This window comes from Butyrivibrio sp. ob235, assembly GCF_900109475.1.
Classification (GTDB): domain Bacteria; phylum Bacillota; class Clostridia; order Lachnospirales; family Lachnospiraceae; genus Butyrivibrio.
Genome location: NZ_FOBE01000034.1, coordinates 1 through 18027 on the forward strand (window position 1 = coordinate 1; position 18027 = coordinate 18027).

18 protein-coding genes are annotated in these 18027 nt (G+C 40.2%); 16 read left to right on the forward strand and 2 right to left on the reverse strand.

Annotated features, from left to right (window positions below):
• The 4 genes from BMW61_RS17980 to BMW61_RS17995 all read left to right on the forward strand — a co-directional run.
• A partial coding sequence (locus BMW61_RS17980; RefSeq protein WP_139176436.1) for a phosphatase PAP2 family protein occupies nucleotides 1-277 on the forward strand: 277 nt, incomplete at its 5' end.
• 120 nt (nucleotides 278-397) lie between these two features.
• Nucleotides 398-811 carry a zinc-binding metallopeptidase family protein gene (locus tag BMW61_RS17985; protein ID WP_091824831.1) on the forward strand — a complete coding sequence of 138 codons (414 nt, stop codon included), beginning with the start codon at nucleotides 398-400 and terminating at the stop codon, nucleotides 809-811.
• 143 nt (nucleotides 812-954) lie between these two features.
• A complete protein-coding gene (locus BMW61_RS17990; RefSeq protein ID WP_091824834.1) occupies nucleotides 955-1275 on the forward strand; it encodes a DMT family transporter in 321 nt (106 codons plus the stop codon).
• Between the two features lie 8 nt (nucleotides 1276-1283).
• Nucleotides 1284-1760 carry a pyridoxamine 5'-phosphate oxidase family protein gene (locus tag BMW61_RS17995; protein ID WP_029232864.1) on the forward strand — a complete coding sequence of 159 codons (477 nt, stop codon included), beginning with the start codon at nucleotides 1284-1286 and terminating at the stop codon, nucleotides 1758-1760.
• Between the two features lie 27 nt (nucleotides 1761-1787).
• Here the strand turns inward: BMW61_RS17995 and BMW61_RS18000 are convergent, their stop codons facing one another.
• Nucleotides 1788-2447, reverse strand: a complete 660-nt coding sequence (locus tag BMW61_RS18000; RefSeq protein ID WP_091824837.1) for a Crp/Fnr family transcriptional regulator — start codon at nucleotides 2445-2447, stop codon at nucleotides 1788-1790.
• 104 nt (nucleotides 2448-2551) lie between these two features.
• Here BMW61_RS18000 and BMW61_RS18005 point away from each other — a divergent pair, with 104 nt between their 5' ends.
• The 5 genes from BMW61_RS18005 (at nucleotide 2552) to BMW61_RS18025 (ending at nucleotide 7533) form a co-directional block, all read left to right on the forward strand.
• The gene (locus tag BMW61_RS18005) at nucleotides 2552-3322 is read left to right on the forward strand and encodes an ATP-binding protein (protein WP_091824840.1); all 771 of its coding nucleotides are present in this window, start codon (nucleotides 2552-2554) and stop codon (nucleotides 3320-3322) included.
• 82 nt (nucleotides 3323-3404) lie between these two features.
• Nucleotides 3405-4352, forward strand: coding sequence for an L-lactate dehydrogenase (locus BMW61_RS18010; protein WP_029232866.1), 948 nt, complete (start codon nucleotides 3405-3407; stop codon nucleotides 4350-4352).
• A 268-nt stretch (nucleotides 4353-4620) separates the two neighbouring features.
• Nucleotides 4621-5886, forward strand: a complete 1266-nt coding sequence (locus tag BMW61_RS18015; protein ID WP_091824842.1) for a carboxylesterase family protein — start codon at nucleotides 4621-4623, stop codon at nucleotides 5884-5886.
• Nucleotides 5887-6298: 412 nt separating this feature from the next.
• Complete coding sequence (locus tag BMW61_RS18020; protein WP_091824844.1) at nucleotides 6299-6877, forward strand: TetR/AcrR family transcriptional regulator; 579 nt, start codon at nucleotides 6299-6301, stop codon at nucleotides 6875-6877.
• A gap of 299 nt (nucleotides 6878-7176) precedes the next feature.
• Nucleotides 7177-7533, forward strand: a complete 357-nt coding sequence (locus BMW61_RS18025; RefSeq protein ID WP_091824847.1) for an AtpZ/AtpI family protein — start codon at nucleotides 7177-7179, stop codon at nucleotides 7531-7533.
• Between the two features lie 248 nt (nucleotides 7534-7781).
• Here BMW61_RS18025 and BMW61_RS18030 read toward each other — a convergent pair whose 3' ends face one another.
• Nucleotides 7782-8687 (reverse strand): helix-turn-helix transcriptional regulator, encoded by a 906-nt coding sequence (locus tag BMW61_RS18030; RefSeq protein WP_091824850.1) that lies wholly within the window; start codon nucleotides 8685-8687, stop codon nucleotides 7782-7784.
• Between the two features lie 175 nt (nucleotides 8688-8862).
• Here BMW61_RS18030 and BMW61_RS18035 point away from each other — a divergent pair, with 175 nt between their 5' ends.
• The 7 genes from BMW61_RS18035 to BMW61_RS18065 all read left to right on the forward strand — a co-directional run bounded on the left by BMW61_RS18035 (nucleotide 8863) and on the right by BMW61_RS18065 (nucleotide 18011).
• Nucleotides 8863-10557, forward strand: a complete 1695-nt coding sequence (locus BMW61_RS18035; RefSeq protein ID WP_091824853.1) for a type 2 periplasmic-binding domain-containing protein — start codon at nucleotides 8863-8865, stop codon at nucleotides 10555-10557.
• 125 nt (nucleotides 10558-10682) lie between these two features.
• Nucleotides 10683-11633 (forward strand): ABC transporter permease, encoded by a 951-nt coding sequence (locus BMW61_RS18040; protein ID WP_091824856.1) that lies wholly within the window; start codon nucleotides 10683-10685, stop codon nucleotides 11631-11633.
• 11 nt (nucleotides 11634-11644) lie between these two features.
• Complete coding sequence (locus BMW61_RS18045) at nucleotides 11645-12511, forward strand: carbohydrate ABC transporter permease (protein WP_091824859.1); 867 nt, start codon at nucleotides 11645-11647, stop codon at nucleotides 12509-12511.
• Nucleotides 12512-12627: 116 nt separating this feature from the next.
• Entirely contained in the window at nucleotides 12628-13386 is a 759-nt protein-coding gene (locus BMW61_RS18050; protein ID WP_044931930.1) for a rhamnogalacturonan acetylesterase, read from the forward strand.
• Between the two features lie 51 nt (nucleotides 13387-13437).
• Nucleotides 13438-15222 (forward strand): ABC transporter ATP-binding protein, encoded by a 1785-nt coding sequence (locus BMW61_RS18055; protein ID WP_091824862.1) that lies wholly within the window; start codon nucleotides 13438-13440, stop codon nucleotides 15220-15222.
• Nucleotides 15223-15274: 52 nt separating this feature from the next.
• A complete protein-coding gene (locus tag BMW61_RS18060; protein ID WP_091824864.1) occupies nucleotides 15275-16444 on the forward strand; it encodes a glycoside hydrolase family 88/105 protein in 1170 nt (389 codons plus the stop codon).
• Nucleotides 16434-18011 carry a glycoside hydrolase family 28 protein gene (locus tag BMW61_RS18065; RefSeq protein ID WP_091824867.1) on the forward strand — a complete coding sequence of 526 codons (1578 nt, stop codon included), beginning with the start codon at nucleotides 16434-16436 and terminating at the stop codon, nucleotides 18009-18011. The genes BMW61_RS18060 and BMW61_RS18065 overlap by 11 nt, the downstream gene beginning before the upstream one ends.
• The last annotated feature ends 16 nt before the right edge of the window (nucleotides 18012-18027 follow it).

Here is an 18027-nt window from a genome sequence, read left to right on the forward strand (position 1 = left end):
AAATGACAGTTATAAGAGCTGGCCCAGCGGAAATATGACAATAGCAAGCATGATGTTTTCGCTGCCAATGCTCTCGGATGTTCTTAAAAAACGTTCAGAGAAAAAGAATATTGTCTGTTTTGTGATTGCAGCATGCTTTGTTGTGCTTTACGGCTATAACAGAATTCATATGACAAACCATTTTCTTTCTGATGTATGCTTTGGAACACTGATCACTTACATTATTTACCTGGTTGTGAGCACAGCGTTTTTACAGGCTGTGAATAGGGAAAAGTAAGGATTATGAAGAGGTATGAAAGGAAAAAACGGATATGACTAAAAAACATGGTGTTTTAGACCGTCCAATCATTGGCTATTATTTTGATAGATGACTGTGAAGAAGCAGGAGCAATTTTCTATGAGAGAAAATGACAAGAGAGTAGTAGACAGATTTACAGAGCTTGCGCTGGTAGACGGTGAATCCTTTAATGAGAGGCTTGTCGCTGATTATCTTATAGCAGAGTTCCAAAAGCTGGGAATAAAGCTTATCGAGGATGATATTGCCGGTAAGATCGGTGGTAACTGTGGGAATCTGTATGGCTTTGCAGAGGGGCGGGGAAAGTATGCAGACTCTGAGCCTATTCTGTTCTGTGCACATATGGACACCGTATCTCCGGGGAACAATAAGAAGATCATATTAAATGACGGCGGAACAATCACAAGCGATCATACGACTGTCCTGGGAGCAGATGACAGGGTTGGCATAGCAGGAATTATCGAGGCGTACACCAGAGTAATCGAGGAAAATCTGGATCATTTTGAATATTATTGACAAAATAGCTTGTTACCAAGTATAGTTGATAAAGCAAAACAAACAGACGCTCATTGCTACCGAGTAGTGGGATTAACGTCATTTCTTTACCGTTAGGTCTTAGCAGGTAAGGAAATGGCGTATTTTATTATACGGAGGTTTCTATGAAGTGGATTTATTTGCTTATTGCAGGTGCTCTTGAGATTACGTGGGCTGTAACCATGAAGATGTCGAACGGTTTTACATTGCTGATACCATCTATTATTACCGGCATAGGATATATAGCCAGTGCAGTATTTCTTTCGATAGCGCTGAAACAACTGCCACTTGGAACGGCTTATGCTATGTGGACCGGAATGGGAATTGTTGGAACTACCTTGCTGGGAATAGTTCTATTTCATGAAAAGCTGACAGTTCCACAGGTAATATGTGTTATCCTGATTGTAGTTGGAATTACTGGACTAAAGATTTTAGCGAAAGAGTGAGGTTTACCATGTTTAGAAAGATGAGAAGATTTAATCAGCAGATTTCTGATTCAGAGTGTATAGAAATACTGAAGAATACTAAGAGGGGCGTACTTTCATTGATAGGTGATGATGGGTACCCATACGGACTTCCGATAGATCACTGGTACTGCGAAGATGATGGAAAAATCTATTTTCACGGCGCCAAAGAGGGTCATAAGATTGACTCCATAAAAGCTTGTGGTAAGGCCAGTTACTGTGTTTATGATGAAGGATTTCGTAAAGAAGGTGACTGGGCTCTTAATATAAAGAGCGTTATCACTTTTGGCAGGATCGCCCTTGTAGAAGATGAAGAAAAGGCGCGAGAAATATGCACAGCTTTGGTCAGAAAATTTACCGATGATGAAGAATATCTGGAAAAGGAGCTAAAGAACGCATTGCCTCGTGTTCAATGCTTGGAGTTTGCACCTGAACATATGACTGGAAAATTGGTTAATGAGTCATAAATGGAAGCACAATCGATAATATCCAATTTAATCCGCCTTAATAAGCTTGAAATGACTTTTTCTATATTCGATAAGCCCCTCATCTTTCATGTGCGAGAGTTCTTTTGACATGTTGGTCCTTTCGAGGTTAAGGTAATCGGCAAGCTGTTGCCTGTTGAAGGGAATGTCAAATTCCCTTGAACTTGTCTGGAGTGCGATGGCATTGAGATATGACAAAAGGCGTCCACGGCAGCTCTTGGGAGAAGTATGGAAACTGCGTCCAGAGAGGACAAGGTTTTTCTGAGATGAAATAATAAGTATGTTTTTTAGGAGCTTTTCCTTCCAGGGAGAGCTCTTTTTGCTGTCTTCAAGAAGGTTCCTTATATTGCAAAAGAGAATTCGGCAGTCTTCATTTGCTCTGACATCAATCAGAAGGACTTCGCCAAGTAGAGCATAGGTTTCAGCGAAGAACTGATTTTGGCCTACATGGCTTAAGACAGAGCAATTGCCCCAGACGTCATTGCTTTCAATAGTAACACTGCCTGAGAGTACCATGCCTATGCTTGAAGTTCGCTCTCCCGCGCGGAGAATCAGATCGTCTTTTCGATATTTCTTTTCCCTGGCATCCAGTGAAGCAAGGCATGAAGACAGTTCTTTAGCTGTCATTCCCTTGAACAATCTACTCTTTTCTATACCTTCAAGGTTCATAAATTTTTCTCCAAAATGTGGTTTGAACAACATATTTGTTATGAACAGTATATTATACTGACACCATCAGAACAAGAACAAAGGTCAAACAGAGAGGTTTAATGATGGTAAGAAAGATAATAAAAATTGATGAAGAAAAGTGTAACGGCTGCGGTATCTGCGCAAACGCATGTCATGAAGGAGCCATTGATATTGTGAATGGAAAGGCAAAACTGGTAAGAGAGAACTTCTGTGATGGATTTGGGGACTGTCTGCCGGGATGCCCAATGGGAGCAATCTCTTTTGAAGAAAGAGAAGCGCCTGCGTATGACGAAGCAGCTGTAAAGGCAGCACAGGAGAAGAAAGGATTGGTAAAAGATATGCATCAGTGCGAAAACAAGATGATGAAAGAAATGGAACAACACGCTGCAGGACATGGATGCCCCGGTTCAAGGTTTATGACACTTAAGAGTGGCAATCAGGAAGACATTGATCCCGGACAGGACATGATATCAAGAATGAGCACTCATCCATCAAGACTGATGCAGTGGCCATGCCAGATAAAGCTCCTTCCAACGCAGGCAGACTTTTATAATGGGGCCAAGCTCCTTATTGCAGCTGACTGCACAGCATACGCCTACGCTAACATGCATGAGGAATTTATGAAGGGCAAGGTTACAATGATTGGATGCCCAAAACTTGACGAAGGCGACTATACTGAGAAGCTTACGGAGATCATTTCAAACAACGATATTGTCAGCGTGACCATAGTAAGAATGGAGGTTCCATGCTGCGGAGGGCTGCAGAGAGCCGCAGAGAATGCAATAAAGAATAGCGGAAAGTTTCTTCCTTGGCAGGTTGTGACAATCTCCAGAAATGGTAAGATACTTGATTAAATTTCCCAGTAAGCATATATTTCATGGGCTTTTGATATAAGTGAGTTTATACTGAATGTAGCAAGAAAAAAGGAGGCATATTATGTCAGCATTAAATGAGAGAAAAGTAGCAGTAGTAGGTTGTGGATTTGTTGGGTCAGCATCAGCTTTTGCCCTGATGGAGAGTGGGCTCTTTTCCGAAATGGTGCTGATAGATGTGAATAAGGAGAAGGCTGAGGGTGAGGCTCTTGATATCAGCCATGGACTTCCCTTTGCAAAGCCAATGCAGATATATGCCGGAGATTACAAGGATGCAGGCGATGCTGCAGTTGTGGTTGTTACGGCAGGGGCAGGACAGAAGCCCGGCGAGACAAGGCTCGATCTCGTAAAAAAGAACGTGGGAATCTTTAAGTCGATTATTCCGGAAATAGCAAAGTACAACAAAGATGGAATTCTTCTGATAGTGGCTAATCCTGTTGATGTTCTTACATACGCAGCAGCCAAACTCAGTGACTTCCCTGAAAACAGAGTATTTGGCTCAGGAACAGTACTTGATACGGCCAGATTCAAATATCTTCTTGGTGAGCACCTGAGTGTAGACAGCCGTTCAGTACATGCATTTATCATAGGTGAACACGGAGACAGCGAGATAGCAGCATGGAGTAGTGCAAATGTATCAGGAATTCCAATCCATGATTTTTGCGAGATGAGAGGACATTTCGAGCATGAAAAAGCTATGAAAGAGATTGCTGAAACTGTCAAGAATAGTGCTTATGAGATCATCGAGAAAAAAGGTGCTACTTATTACGGAATTGCCATGAGTGTAAGGCGTATCTGTGAGGCTATCATACGTGATGAAAAGTCAGTTCTTCCTATATCCAGCATTCAGCACGGTGAGAATGGCATTGATGGCGTCGCTCTCAGCATGCCGGCTATTGTCGGAAGAGATGGCGTTGAAGGATCTGTGCCAATCAGACTCAGCGAGCAGGAAAAGGCTGCATTACTAGAGTCATCGGAGACTTTGAAAGCAGTAATAATTGAATCGCTTTGAGTACGGATGTGAGTTATACCGGAAGTACAATGTATGAAAGAAGACAGCGCAAGAAGCTGGAAGAGAAAATAAGTAACTAATGATTTCAGAATATGTTTAGAGGCTCTTTAGGTTGGATTTAGTTAACGGATATATCATGAGAATGTAAACTGAAGAACAGAATTCTTAGAAATTCTGGAAACAGGCTTACTGCGAATGGTAGCTCGCAATATAAAATACTCCAAAACTTTTATAATAAACAGGAACAGATATATGGAGGAATTTTATAATGTTCAAGAGATTAGCAACTATTTTGACAACATGTGCGATAACCGTATCTGCAGTTGCTTGTGGAAGCCAGGCACAGCAAGCAGATAGTACCCAGACCGTATCATCGGAAAGCACCCAGGAAGCAAGTGATTCATCTGAAGAGGTAAAAGAAGAAGCTTCGGATTCTGCTGCAGAAACTGAAACAACTACAGATACCGGTTCTACGTTAGAGCTGGGACTTGTCAGTGACACGCTTGCGGAAGATGAAGAGGGTCTTGTGGAGACATATACAGATCTTTTTGACCAGCTCACTTATACTGATGAGGAGACAGGTCTTTCTATAACTTATAATCTGTATCTGCCTGAAGGATATGATGAAAATGCAGAATATCCAATGGTTGTGTTTATAGGTGATTCAACAACTGCAGGAACTGATGCGGAGTATTCACTTACACAGGGGCTTGGTGGTCTTGTATGGGCAACATCAGAATGGCAGTCAGTATATCCGACCATAGTAGCTGTACCAACATATCCTGAAACAATTCTTGATGACCATGATGGATATAGTACAACAGAATATGTTGAGCTCACCAAGAGATTTATTGATCACATGTCAGATGAGTACGCAGTAGATACTGATAGAATCTATGGAACAGGTCAGTCCATGGGATGCATGACGACACTCATACTTGCATCGGAATACCCGGATTTATATGCTGCGTGTATGTTTGTTGATGGTCAGTGGGATACGGAACTTCTTTCAAATCTGGAGGGGCAGGCCTTCGTTTATTTTGCAGCTGAAGATGATACGAGTGCATGGACCGGAGCACAGGACCTTATGGCCAGATATGATGCAGATGGTGTCACTTACACATATGCACAGTGGAATGGCACATGGTCAGCAGATGAGCTTTCAGCAGCTGCCTCAGAATTATTCAGTGGAGAAGCTACAGGAGCGTATTTTATATCCTGGAAGACAGGAACGATTGACGCAGGAACAGGCAATTCACCTAAGGGCGGTGGAGATGGCAGCTTTGGCGAGAGAGGAAACGGCGGGCAGATGAGTTCTTCTGAAGAAGGAGGCCTTTCAAATCCCGAGGCTGCTACAGACGCTTCTTCAGATGTAAGTGAAGATAAGCCGGCAATGGAAATGACCGGCGAGAAGCCTCAAGGAATGATGGGCGGAAATGGTGGAGGCGCCGGAGGCGGAGCTACATACCATATGGCTTCATTTGATTACGCCTATAACTGTATAGCAGTTATGGAATGGTTGTTCCAGCAGTAAGAGATCATGACTTCTTAGATGAAATTATAGAAATCCGCACTAGCTGCGGATTTCGTGAGAACATGATACGAAAGGCAAATAGGCCCTTCGACGAAGTCGACTTTTAATGGCCTATTTGCGGCATTCTTGAATCTCTGATTCAAGAATGCATAAGAATTTAATACGGCACATTACAGCAGCTATGGAGAAATCTGTAGCTGCTTTTATTAAGTAAGGTAAATTGTGATATCATTTTAGTATGAGTTATCGAATGAAATTTCAGAAATGCGCACTACGCTGCGCATTTCGTGAGAATATGATACAAGTGCAAATAGGCCCTGCGACGTAGTCGCACTGGAATGGCCTATTTGTCATATATTCCCGAGCTTTATTCGGGAATATATGAGTCTACAGGTGTTAGGAGTGCTTTGCTATGAACAAGAATGAGAGCAAGTATTTTAAGTCTGCGGAAAAAATGCATACAGCGTTACTGACACTTCTTGACAGTAAAGATTTTGAACTTATTTCTGTTAAGGAGATATGTGAAACCGCTGGCGTTAACAGATCCACCTTTTATCTTCACTATGATAATGTAAATGATCTTCTGCAGGAAACGGTGGAAGCTGTATATAAAGATTTCTTTGGGCGCTTTGGTGCTGAGGGGCCTGGAGCACTTGATGTTGATGAAAAAAATGAGGATGAGCTATTTCTTGTAACACCCAAGTATCTGATGCCATATCTGGATTTTGTGGAAGAGAACCGCAAGCTCTTTTATCTGATGTATGAAAAGAACGAGATGATGGGCGCAGAAAAGACCTATGAAACCTGGTTTAAAACAATATTCGGCCCCATTCTTACAAGGTTTGGAGTTCCTAAAAAAGAACAGCCACTTATCATGGTCTTTTATCTTAAGGGCATTATCGGAGTTGTCACTGAGTGGGTACGAGGTGGATGCACCGAGTCAAAAGATGAGATCATAAGTGTCATACAGAAGTGTATCATCAAGCCATAACGCAGTAAAAACACTATATCGAATTTACAAATCAACACTTTTTACAAAACGTGTCGGGACCTGTACTCTTGAAATCAACACATTTTGCAAAAAGTGTTGTTCTTTTTGCAGGCTCATTTTCCTATAATGACTTCAAGCTCAAAGCAAAGAACGAAAAAACAAATTGAGAATGAGAAAGGAAAAGATAAATGAGCAAAACAAATAAGATGTATCTGGTAACAGGAGCAGCAGGATTTCTTGGAAGCACAGGGAAGATCGCATAAAAAGGACATTCAAGAGAAAAGAAGGAGAAGAATACGATGAACGATTTAGATAAGGTTTATGCAGAAAGTGTTGCAAAGGATTACATGCCAAAGGAAACAAATAAGGTAAGGCAGCTTAAAAAGCTTGATGAAAGAGCAAAGCTCCCGGCTTTCATTTCGGCAATGACACTGGGGATCATAGGAACTCTGATTTTTGGCACAGGAATGTGCTTTGGGCTGGGCGTCTTTGGAACAGGAGCAGTTTTCATGATCGTCGGAGTACTGCTGGGACTGGCAGGTGCTGCAATCTGCATCACTAACTATACTTTATACAAGAAGCTTCTGAAAAAGGGCAAGGAAAAATATGCCTTTGAAATTCTGGAACTTGCTAAAGAGATAACAGGAGAAGCATAATGACTGAAAATAAGAATGTAGAAACAATACTTAAGAATGGTGACAAGGCTTTGTCTGGAATGCCTTATTTATACAGATCCAAGGGCCTTCCAAGTATGATATAGTTAAACGAATTTTTCGAAATATGATAATTATTTGAGCTGAAAAATTGCCCCTGCACAAAGGTGTGAGGGGCGATTTGCTTAAGAACTTCCGGGAAAAGATGATGGAAAGCGACTGTCATGTACGTATTGCAAAGGGATTTTTACTTATACCTGCCCTCTTTGTTTTTTTTGAGCTTCCGATGTATTTAATTTTGCGGTTTTAGCCAACTCCCTTGGTGATATTCCATATTCCTTTTTAAATGCGCGATAAAAATTTGAATAATCCTCAAAGCCATAATTATTGCAGGATTCAGACATTGATTCACCGCTTAAAATTGCGTCGTGACATAGCTGAAGCCTTTTTTTTGCAACATATTTATGTAGTGAGATGCCAATGTTGTCTTTAAAAACATGTGAAATATAGAACTTACTCAAAAAGAAATGATTGGCAATGCTGTCCAAAGATAAGTCCTCGTCTATATTTCTTTCGATATATTCGCATATATTCTGATACAGAACATCCTGAGTTATTTTTTTGTTGTTAAATTGTTCATACGCAAGTCTGTTAACAGTAAGTATAAGTTCACAAACGCTGAGCTTTAGCTGACATTCTCTTCCAAAACGGGCACTCTTATTTTCCTCAATTATGTAAAAAAGTTTTGAAAGGATAGAATTAAAAGTAATTCTGTCAGTGTGAATGACATGTCTTGATTCTGTCAGCGCCATATTTACGGCATATGCATATTCCTGTCCCAGATGCTTCATTTCGGAAAAAGCTGATTTGCTGATCCATAAATCAAAACGCCTGTAGGGTATGTCAAAATCATGGACGAAAATTCCATGTGTAACAGAAGGCGGCACAATCAGAATATCTCCGTAGCTCAGCATATAGTGCTCTTGTTGTACCTGAGCTTCTGCATGTCCCTCCAGGAAAAAATAAAATTCATAATATTTATGCCTATGAAGACCGGTTCGGACCGTTGGCTTAGTGTCGTGATAATAATATAGTTCGAAATCAAGCGATTCCATATACTGTCTGTCGTCATACTGGCTGGTTAAATTCTTTTTCATATCCGATATTCTATACCATAATAGCAATAATTGCAAAAAGATTCATAAACAGCAATAAATGCAATATTATAAACAAGTTATGAATTTTTTTTGCAACAATGCTTTTATATAATACGTTATAGCAACAGGTGATAAACACACCTGATTCAAGAAGGAAGGGTATAGGAGGACAAAAATGAAAAAAAAGTTACTTTCAATTCTGCTTTCGACATCTATGGTGGTGTCACTGGCAGCTTGTGGAAGCTCAAATCAGGGGGCAGAAACAGCAACAAGTGATGCTGCAGAATCAACAGAGGCTGCGGATTCAGCAAAAAGTGATGAGTCTGGGGAGACTGCATCTGAAGAAACTGCTGAATCTAATGAGACAGCATCAGATTATGAACTTACAGATCTGTACATAACAGTAGACGGAACACTTACTGCAAATGTTGACAATGGACAGGATGCATTTGTAGAGCAGTGGGAGAAGGCTGTATCAGAGAAACTTGGACATGATATCAAGCTTCACATCAACCAGCCTGAGCATTCCGGATATAAGGATAATATTGCTCAACTTCTTACAACAGGTGAGCCCGGTGATGGACAGTATCCTGATGCTATGATAATGTCCGCTACAATGCTTAAGCAGTATCAGACAACAGGAATTCTTTGGAACCTTGCAGATGCATATGACAATGCTGATTTCCAGTCAAGGATTACACTGCCGCTTGTAAATGAGAATCTTAAGCTTGAAAACGGTGAGCAGTACGGATTTGCTCCTACATACGGCAATGGTTGTGTGACATATGTTAAGCAGTCATGGCTTGATGAAGCAGGAATAACAGCTGACAGCATTAAGACATTTGATGATTATTACAATATGCTAAAGGCATTTACAAAGGATGGCAGAACAGGTGTCATTGCCGCAGGCTTTGCAAAGCTTGACGAAGCACCTTATACCAATTATTTACCTGAGTTCTGGCAGGGAGCTTATCCTGCTATCTACGAAAAGGATGGCCAGTGGGTCGATGGATTCCAGGAACAGGCTACTATCGATGCGCTTGAGAGACTTGCACAGGGTTATGCTGATGGCGTAATTGATACAGATACAGAGGAAGCATCAACAAAGACAGCTCGTGAAAAGTGGTTCTCAAATGATCAGAGTACTTCAGAAGGTGTGTTCACATATTGGGCAGGAACATGGCTCAGAACACTTACAGATAATCTTGATAAGAATGATGTAGATACTGATCTTGGAGATGATAAACTTGTGCAGCTTGCTCCTATCCAGGAAATTAAAGATACCTGGGGTGGCTACCTTAACCGTGAAGCACCTGTTTGGGTAATTACAGATGATGGCGATGGTGATAATTCACGTGAGCAAGCTATATTTGATGCACTTCTCGAGACCATGCTTGATGGAGATACCGTACAGACACTTTGGACTTATGGTGCAGAAGGTGTTCACTGGTCAACAGAGGCTGAGTCTTTCACAACAAATCCGGATGATCCTGAGAAGAAGACTGACTATGAGTATGCTGATGGTGAGTTCCACCTTAAGCAGTCACCGAATGACCCTAACACTTTATGGAAGAAGAACCATCTTGATCCGGTTCTTGTTATTGCACCTCTTACAAACGGATATGCTGATACCGATCCTCTTGTAGAGAAAGGAAATGCATTCTTTACAGAGAACTGTGTAGACGCTCCTGCAGCTCCGTCATCAGAGACTCTTACAGAAATCGAGGCAGATCTTGTTACAGATAAGACAACACTTGTTAACGAAGTTGTTGCAGGCAAAAAGACAGCAGCAGATGCTGTTGCAGAGTATCAGAGTAAATGGGGTGATACAGTAAGCAGCATCCTTGAGGAACTTAACGCAGCAGAATAATTATTGCTTTACCATTGGTTACTATTTTTTATATTCAAAATTATATGGGCATCCCACATGGATGCCCATATATCAACTAATGAGTAGGTTTACAACTCGTTAAAAACTATTTATGAGGTATTTTCATGGGCAAGACACAAAAGGTTACATCAACAGGACAGGTTATAAATAAGAAACCGTTAAAAACCAGAATATGGAATAATAGGGGATTTTACCTTATGTTCCTTCCGATTTTTATCTATGTGCTGATAGTTTACTATTGGCCTATGCTTGGAATTCGTTATTCGTTTTATGATTACACACTTAAGAAAATTGAATTCGTTGGCTTAAAACATTTTTCAAAAATGTTTTCAGATGTTGAATTCTGGAGAGCCTTTACTAATACACTGAAACTATCTATTACAAAGCTTTTGATAACAACATTTACAGCCGTAATCGTGTCGGTATTTATCAATGAGATGACAAATCTGTTTGCAAAAAAAGTTTTACAGACAGTTATTTATCTTCCTCATTTTATGTCATGGACAGTTACAGCTGCTGTATTTACGCTTTTCCTTTCCACTTCATCGACAGGATTTATTAATGAGACTTTGAAAAGCTGGGGGTGGATTAGCCAAAGCATAGACTTTATGCATGAAACGAAGCTGTGGCCGATAGTGTATTATCTGGTAAATATATGGAAAGAGACAGGATGGGGAACAGTTATATTCCTGGCGACTCTTGCAGGAATAAATCCGGAAATATACGAAGCAGCTGACATCGATGGTGCAACGAGACTTCAGAAAATATGGTTTGTGACAGTACCTGAACTTGCAAACACAATAATAATTGTTCTTATTCTTAATCTTGCAAAGGTTCTGAATCTGTTTGAATCAGTTTTTGTAATGTATAACAACCGTGTTTTTGAAACATCTGATGTAATATCTACATATATTTACAGAAAGACTTTCCTTACAGCAATACCCAATTATGGATATACAACTGCTGTAGGTTTGTTTAAGTCACTTGTAGGATGTTTTCTGGTAGTTTTGTGCAACTGGGCAAGTAAAAAAATCCGCGGACGCGGAATCATCTGAGGAGGAATACAATGGCAAAGGCTAAAGAATATGCGGTTGGTCGTAAGAGAAAGACGGGCCTCTTCGATGTAATTAATTATGGTGTTTTTATACTTATAGGACTTATAGTTCTCGTACCTATATGGAAGGTTGTTGCTGACTCATTTAATGCGGTTGGGGTATATAAATTTCAGCTGTGGCCCAATCAGCCCACTCTGGACGGATATCGTACTATTTTGCATACTGCAAAGTTGTATACACCATTTGTAAATTCAGTAATAACTACTATTCTCGGAACTCTTCTGGGACTGATATTATCTACCCTTGGAGGTTATGTGCTTGCACAGTATGACCTTCCGGGAAGAAATCTTTTGGCATATTTTCTTTTGTTTACCATGATATTTTCAGGCGGTATGATACCTGAATACCTGGTTATGAAGAAACTGCATCTGGTTAACAGCATGTGGATTTTGGTTGTTAAGCATGGAATGAATGTTTACAACCTGGTGCTTATGAGAAACTTCTTTGAAGGAATTCCGGGATCATTGTTTGAGGCTGCAAAAATTGATGGATGCACACCAATGGGGATTTTCTTTAAAATAGTGCTTCCTCTTTCAAAGGCTGCGCTTGCATCCATAGGTCTTATGTTTGCTGTAACAGTTTGGAATGATTACTCAACAGTTCAGATTTATATTACGAATCGTGATCAGGTTAATTTCCAGTATATTCTGAGAGTTATGGTCATGGACGGAGATACGCCAACAACTTCATATAATGTTTCGCAGAACACTTTGTATTATTCAGCGATTGTTTGTGCGATTCTTCCATTTATGGCACTTTATCCGTTCCTGCAAAAATACTTTGTAAAGGGTGTAAATATCGGAGCGGTAAAAGAGTAAGAAATATATTTATAGAGCCGAAGCTTCGAAACATGAGCTTCGGCTTATATCTTAAGATGATGACAGGCAGGATATAAAAACTACTGACTTACTTAAGGGATGTCTCTGGAGGAGAAATGAGAATAATATTTTGGGCAGGAGATTCCACAAATACCTGCAATAAGGCAAATAAATATCCACAAACAGGTATAGCTCAGGCTTTTGACAGATATACCCGCCCCGATGTGGTCATATATGATCATGCTATTAATGGCAGAAGCACTAAAAGTTTTATTGACCAGGGAAGACTTGCGACAATAAACGATGAGATAAAAGAAGGAGATTTCCTTTTCATTCAGTTCGGACACAATGACGAGAAAAAAACTGATTTTAGCAGGTATACCGATCCGAAAGGATCTTTTGTTGATAATCTGGGGAAATTCGTGAATGTAGCCAGAAACAGAGGTGCAATACCGCTTTTTATAACACCTTTGGAGCGCAGAAGCTTTGAAGATGATCATGTACATCTTAGAAAATCAGATCATGAACCTTATGTTGAAGGATATTATATTGCTTCAGAAAAATACAATGTACCAATAATAGATCTGTATAAAGTAAGCAGAGAATTTATTGAAAAAACGGGAGATGAACCTACAAAAAAGTACTTTATGCACGTAAAACCGGGAGAGGTATTCTGGCTCCCGGATGGTTTGTCTACAGATAATACTCATTTAAGGTATGAAGGTGCTATGAAGTTTGGGGAACTTCTGGCAGGTGAGATTATAAAGGCAGGCGAGCCCTATGCGTCACTCATTGATGAAACAGTACTGGCGGAGCTTAAAATGGTTCACGATTCCAATCTGATGGACGAGGGTGTGGCAGATGAGTATAAGTGAGAAATGCACTAATCCAATTATATTTGTAAATCAGTAAGAAGGATAACAGCGATGCAATTGACACAAGATAGTGATTCAAACAGATTTGAGGAAAGGTACAGAAAATATAAGGACAAGCCGCTTGTAGCTCTAATATCTTTTTACAGTGGATATTATCATAACTTTGTTTTATCAGTATTTTTTTATACTATAAAACATTCACCTGTGTGGATAATGCCTATAGTTACAGCAAATATCATCAATTATGTAACAAGGGGAGCAGAAGATGCAGGCAGACTGATTATATTTAATGCATCGATTGTTGCAATATTGCTGATACTTAACATCCCTATGAATTATCTACATATGCATTTCAGGGCATCAGCAGTCAGAAAAGTTGAGGCCGGACTTAGAAGTGCACTTGTTCACAAAGTGCAGACGATGTCTATCCTGTCAGAAAAGGACATTCAGTCAGGACGTATACAGTCAAAAATAATACGTGATGTTGAGGCGATTGAGACACTATCAGATCAGATTTTTGTTAACTTCATGAATATCATCATCAATGTGGTGGTGGCACTTATAGTAACAGTATCAAAAAGCAGGGTTGTATTCATCTTTTTCCTATTGATGGTACCTATGGCGGCGATACTTGTATATATTTTCAAAAAACCGATAAAGGTTCATAACCAGCGTTTTAGAAAAGAAGTGGAGGCAACATCTGCAAAGGTATCAGAAATGATTGAACTGGTGCCTGTAACAAGAGCTCATGCACTTGAAGAAGATGAAATAAGCAGAATGGATGAACAAATGTATCAGATAGCAGCAGAAGGCTATCAGCTTGATATGGTTCAGACCAATTTTGGTGCGGTGAGCTGGGCTTTTTTTCAGATGTTTCAGGTAATATGCCTGGTATTCACATCTTTTCTTGCTCTGAGTGGCAAAATTCCTGCAGGTGACGTTGTTCTTTATCAAAGCTATTTTACAACTATAGTCGGGCAGGTGACGAGCATGCTGAATCTGTTGCCTACCATTTCAAAAGGGCTTGAGTCAGTAAGTAGTGTAGGTGAGATCTTGTCAGTTGAGGATATTGAAGATAACGAGGGAAAGATATCGATTGATGATTTAAAGGGCAATTACAGGTTTAGCCACGTCAGATATGCATATCCGGGTGATGAAAAAAATGTAATAAACGATTTGGATTTCGAGGTACACCGGGGAGAAACAGTAGCATTTGTTGGAGAATCAGGAGGAGGTAAATCCACAATTCTCAATTTGATAATCGGCTTTATGATGCCGGTGGATGGGATGATATATGTGGATGGAATTCCGTTAAATGAGATTAATCTTAGAAGCTACAGGAGATTCCTGGCTGTAGTACCACAGAATACAGCGCTGTTTTCAGGATCTATCAGGGACAATATCCTCTATGGAACAACTGATGTATCCGAGGAGGTTTTAGATCGGGTCATAAAGGAATCAGGGTTACAGGAAGTGATAAAAAAGCTTCCGAATGGCATGGATACATTTGTGGGAGAACATGGTGACAGACTCTCGGGTGGCCAGAAACAAAGAATATCAATTGCAAGAGCGCTTATACGTGATCCCAAAGTCATCATTCTGGATGAGGCAACTTCCGCTCTTGATGCAATTTCCGAACGGGAGGTTTCCGGTGCACTTGATAATATGTCTGATTCAAGGACTACATTTATCGTAGCGCATAAACTGGCAACCATCAGAAAAGCAGACAAGATAATTGTTATAAAAAATGGCAGGGTTGTAGAAAAAGGCACCTATGAAGAACTATTGAATAACAAGGGATATTTTTATTATATGGGTGAACAATTTGAGAACTGACAAGTATTACGCTATTTCCATGATGAGATACTGACGGAGGTGTTTGGGAAATATGACTAAAGCAGAAACAAAAGAACTTCTCAAAGAATATGTACTGTATCTGATGGAAAATTCCGATGCGGAACATCCTATGTGGAATATTGAGAAGGTCAGAAGCGGGAAACAGAATAAATGGAATTATATAGACGGGTGCATGATCACAGCGCTTCTAAGGCTATATTCAATAACGGGTGAGCGAAAGTTCCTGGATTTTGCAGATGATTTTGTCTCATTTTATGTAAATGAGGATGGAACAATAAATACCTATGAGGTAGGAGAATATAATCTGGATAATATAAGGCCTGCCTGCAACTTGTTCGCGCTATATGATCTGACCGGCAGGGAAAAATACAGAAAGGCTATGGATACAGTAAGAAGTCAGCTTGATACCATGCCAAGAACGAAGGAAGGCAATTTTTGGCATAAGCAGATTTATCCAAACCAGGTATGGCTTGATGGCTTATATATGGCACAGCCTTTTTATATGGAATATGAAAGAAGATATCGCAAGATGAACGGATGTCTTGATTCCTTCAGGCAGTTTGAGAATGTCAGAAGATTTATGCGAGATGAAAAGACAGGTCTGTATTATCACGGATATGACGAGTCAAGACAGATGTATTGGGCAGATAAAAATACGGGATGTAGCCCGAATTTCTGGCTAAGAGCGACAGGGTGGTTTATGGCTGCTCTTGTGGATACTGCAGAAGCAATGGGAGAGCAGACATATTACGAATACAGAACGCTTCAGGATATGTTAAAAAATCTGGCAGACAGTCTACTCAATTACCTTGATCCGGAATCAAAAATGTTTTACCAGGTAATAGACAAAAAGGGAGCTGCGGGCAATTATTTGGAGACCTCAGGGTCAGCCCTTATTTCTTATGCTTTGGCAAAAGGAGTGAGGTTATCTTATTTACCAAAAAGATATGCCAATATTTCAGAAGAAATATTCTATGGAATAACAGAAAAATATCTGTCCAAAAACGAGGATGGTCTGCCAAGACTTGGAGGAATATGCCTTGTGGCAGGACTTGGTGGAAAAGATCACAGGGATGGTTCACTTTCGTACTATTTTGGCGAGCCTGTTGTAGAAAACGATGCGAAAGGAACTGCCCCGCTCCTGATGGCATATACAGAGCTTCTCAGTCTGGAACAACGAGGTGTGTTAAATGAAATTTGAAGTTATTGATACAGAGCCCAGAAATATTACGGTGGAACTTGATAATACTGAATGTTTTATGCCTGCAGAAGCAGTAAAAGTTATGGTTAATGATATTGAATACCATGCAGAGAACAGGAACGTATTTAGCATCGATGGACTTGAACCTGATAAGGAATATGAGATTTCAATCATTGATCATGAAGGGATATGTGAAAGAAAAGTCATAAAAACATCTTATGAATCTGTTTTGCTGGATGTAAGTGAATTCGGGGCAGTCGGAGATGGAAAAAATGATGACACGGCATATATTCAGGCCGCAATAAGTTCATGCCCATTGGATGGAACGGTATACCTGGGAAAAGGAACATTTTTATCGGGACCATTGTTTCTTAAAAGCGGTGTTCATATATGGATTGATAAAGGAGCGACTCTTTTAGGCAAAACCGATAGACAAAGTTACCCTATTCTGCCCGGAATGACACTATATACGGATGAAACTGCGGAATTTAACCTTGGTACCTGGGAAGGCAATCCTTTATCGTGTTTTGCCGCACTAATAACAGGTATTAATGTACATGATGTGAAGATATTCGGAGAGGGGACGATTGACGGTAATGCACAAAGCGGAGATTGGTGGATAAACCCCAAAGAAAAGGCTGGGGCATGGAGACCGAGACTGATATTCCTTAAGGAATGCAGTAACGTTACCATGCAGGGGATAACTGTTCAGAATTCACCATCCTGGACAATCCATCCTTATTATTCGGAAGCAATAAATCTGATCGGTTTGAGTATTAAAAATCCGGACAATTCGCCAAATACTGATGGAATTGACCCTGAGAGCTGCAGTGATGTGAACATTATAGGAACTACAATATCTGTTGGGGATGATTGCATAGCAATTAAGTCAGGAAAATATTACATGGCTCTTAGGCACTACAAGAATACATCAAATATAACTGTCAGGAATTGCAGGCTTAACAGAGGGCATGGAAGTGTCACAGTAGGAAGCGAATGTGCAGGTGGAGTAAATGGCGTAAAGGTGACCAGATGTCTGTTTGATTCCACTGACAGAGGACTCAGAATTAAGACAAGAAGAGGAAGGGGTGAAAAGTCAATTCTTCAAAATATTCTGTTTGAGAATATAAAAATGGAGAATGTAAGAATGCCGTTTACCATCAATATGTTTTATTTTTGTGATCCGGACGGACACAGCGAATACTGTCAAGGTAAAGAGTTCATGGAAGTCAATGAAATGACTCCGTCAATAAAAGATATTACTGCGAGAAATATCGAATGTGCGGGAGTTGACGTGTGCCTGATCACGGTATATGGACTTCCGGAATCTAAAGTTGAAGAGGTAACGCTTGAGAACATTAAGGCAATCTACATGGATGAAAAGGACAGAGCTCCCGAAGTCCCTGTCATGATGGATGGCATTGACAAGATGAGCGGGAGAGGAATATTTGTCAGAAACACAAAGAAACTTGTCATTAGGGATGTGGAAGTAACAGGTACGGTGGACTCGGAGCCGGATATCAGCGAAACAGATATATGTGACATAGAAAATGTAAAGTTAGGATAAAAACCGGTATTGCGGG

Excerpts from the sequence above, each read along its gene's own strand:
- BMW61_RS17985 (WP_091824831.1), top strand. The coding sequence starts at position 398 with ATGAGAGAAAATGACAAGAGAGTAGTAGACAGATTTACAGAGCTTGCG.
- BMW61_RS17990 (WP_091824834.1), top strand. The coding sequence starts at position 955 with ATGAAGTGGATTTATTTGCTTATTGCAGGTGCTCTTGAGATTACGTGG.
- BMW61_RS17995 (WP_029232864.1), top strand. The coding sequence starts at position 1,284 with ATGTTTAGAAAGATGAGAAGATTTAATCAGCAGATTTCTGATTCAGAG.
- BMW61_RS18000 (WP_091824837.1), bottom strand. The coding sequence starts at position 2,447 with ATGAACCTTGAAGGTATAGAAAAGAGTAGATTGTTCAAGGGAATGACA.
- BMW61_RS18005 (WP_091824840.1), top strand. The coding sequence starts at position 2,552 with ATGGTAAGAAAGATAATAAAAATTGATGAAGAAAAGTGTAACGGCTGC.
- BMW61_RS18010 (WP_029232866.1), top strand. The coding sequence starts at position 3,405 with ATGTCAGCATTAAATGAGAGAAAAGTAGCAGTAGTAGGTTGTGGATTT.
- BMW61_RS18015 (WP_091824842.1), top strand. The coding sequence starts at position 4,621 with ATGTTCAAGAGATTAGCAACTATTTTGACAACATGTGCGATAACCGTA.
- BMW61_RS18020 (WP_091824844.1), top strand. The coding sequence starts at position 6,299 with ATGAACAAGAATGAGAGCAAGTATTTTAAGTCTGCGGAAAAAATGCAT.
- BMW61_RS18025 (WP_091824847.1), top strand. The coding sequence starts at position 7,177 with ATGAACGATTTAGATAAGGTTTATGCAGAAAGTGTTGCAAAGGATTAC.
- BMW61_RS18030 (WP_091824850.1), bottom strand. The coding sequence starts at position 8,687 with ATGAAAAAGAATTTAACCAGCCAGTATGACGACAGACAGTATATGGAA.
- BMW61_RS18035 (WP_091824853.1), top strand. The coding sequence starts at position 8,863 with ATGAAAAAAAAGTTACTTTCAATTCTGCTTTCGACATCTATGGTGGTG.
- BMW61_RS18040 (WP_091824856.1), top strand. The coding sequence starts at position 10,683 with ATGGGCAAGACACAAAAGGTTACATCAACAGGACAGGTTATAAATAAG.
- BMW61_RS18045 (WP_091824859.1), top strand. The coding sequence starts at position 11,645 with ATGGCAAAGGCTAAAGAATATGCGGTTGGTCGTAAGAGAAAGACGGGC.
- BMW61_RS18050 (WP_044931930.1), top strand. The coding sequence starts at position 12,628 with ATGAGAATAATATTTTGGGCAGGAGATTCCACAAATACCTGCAATAAG.
- BMW61_RS18055 (WP_091824862.1), top strand. The coding sequence starts at position 13,438 with ATGCAATTGACACAAGATAGTGATTCAAACAGATTTGAGGAAAGGTAC.
- BMW61_RS18060 (WP_091824864.1), top strand. The coding sequence starts at position 15,275 with ATGACTAAAGCAGAAACAAAAGAACTTCTCAAAGAATATGTACTGTAT.
- BMW61_RS18065 (WP_091824867.1), top strand. The coding sequence starts at position 16,434 with ATGAAATTTGAAGTTATTGATACAGAGCCCAGAAATATTACGGTGGAA.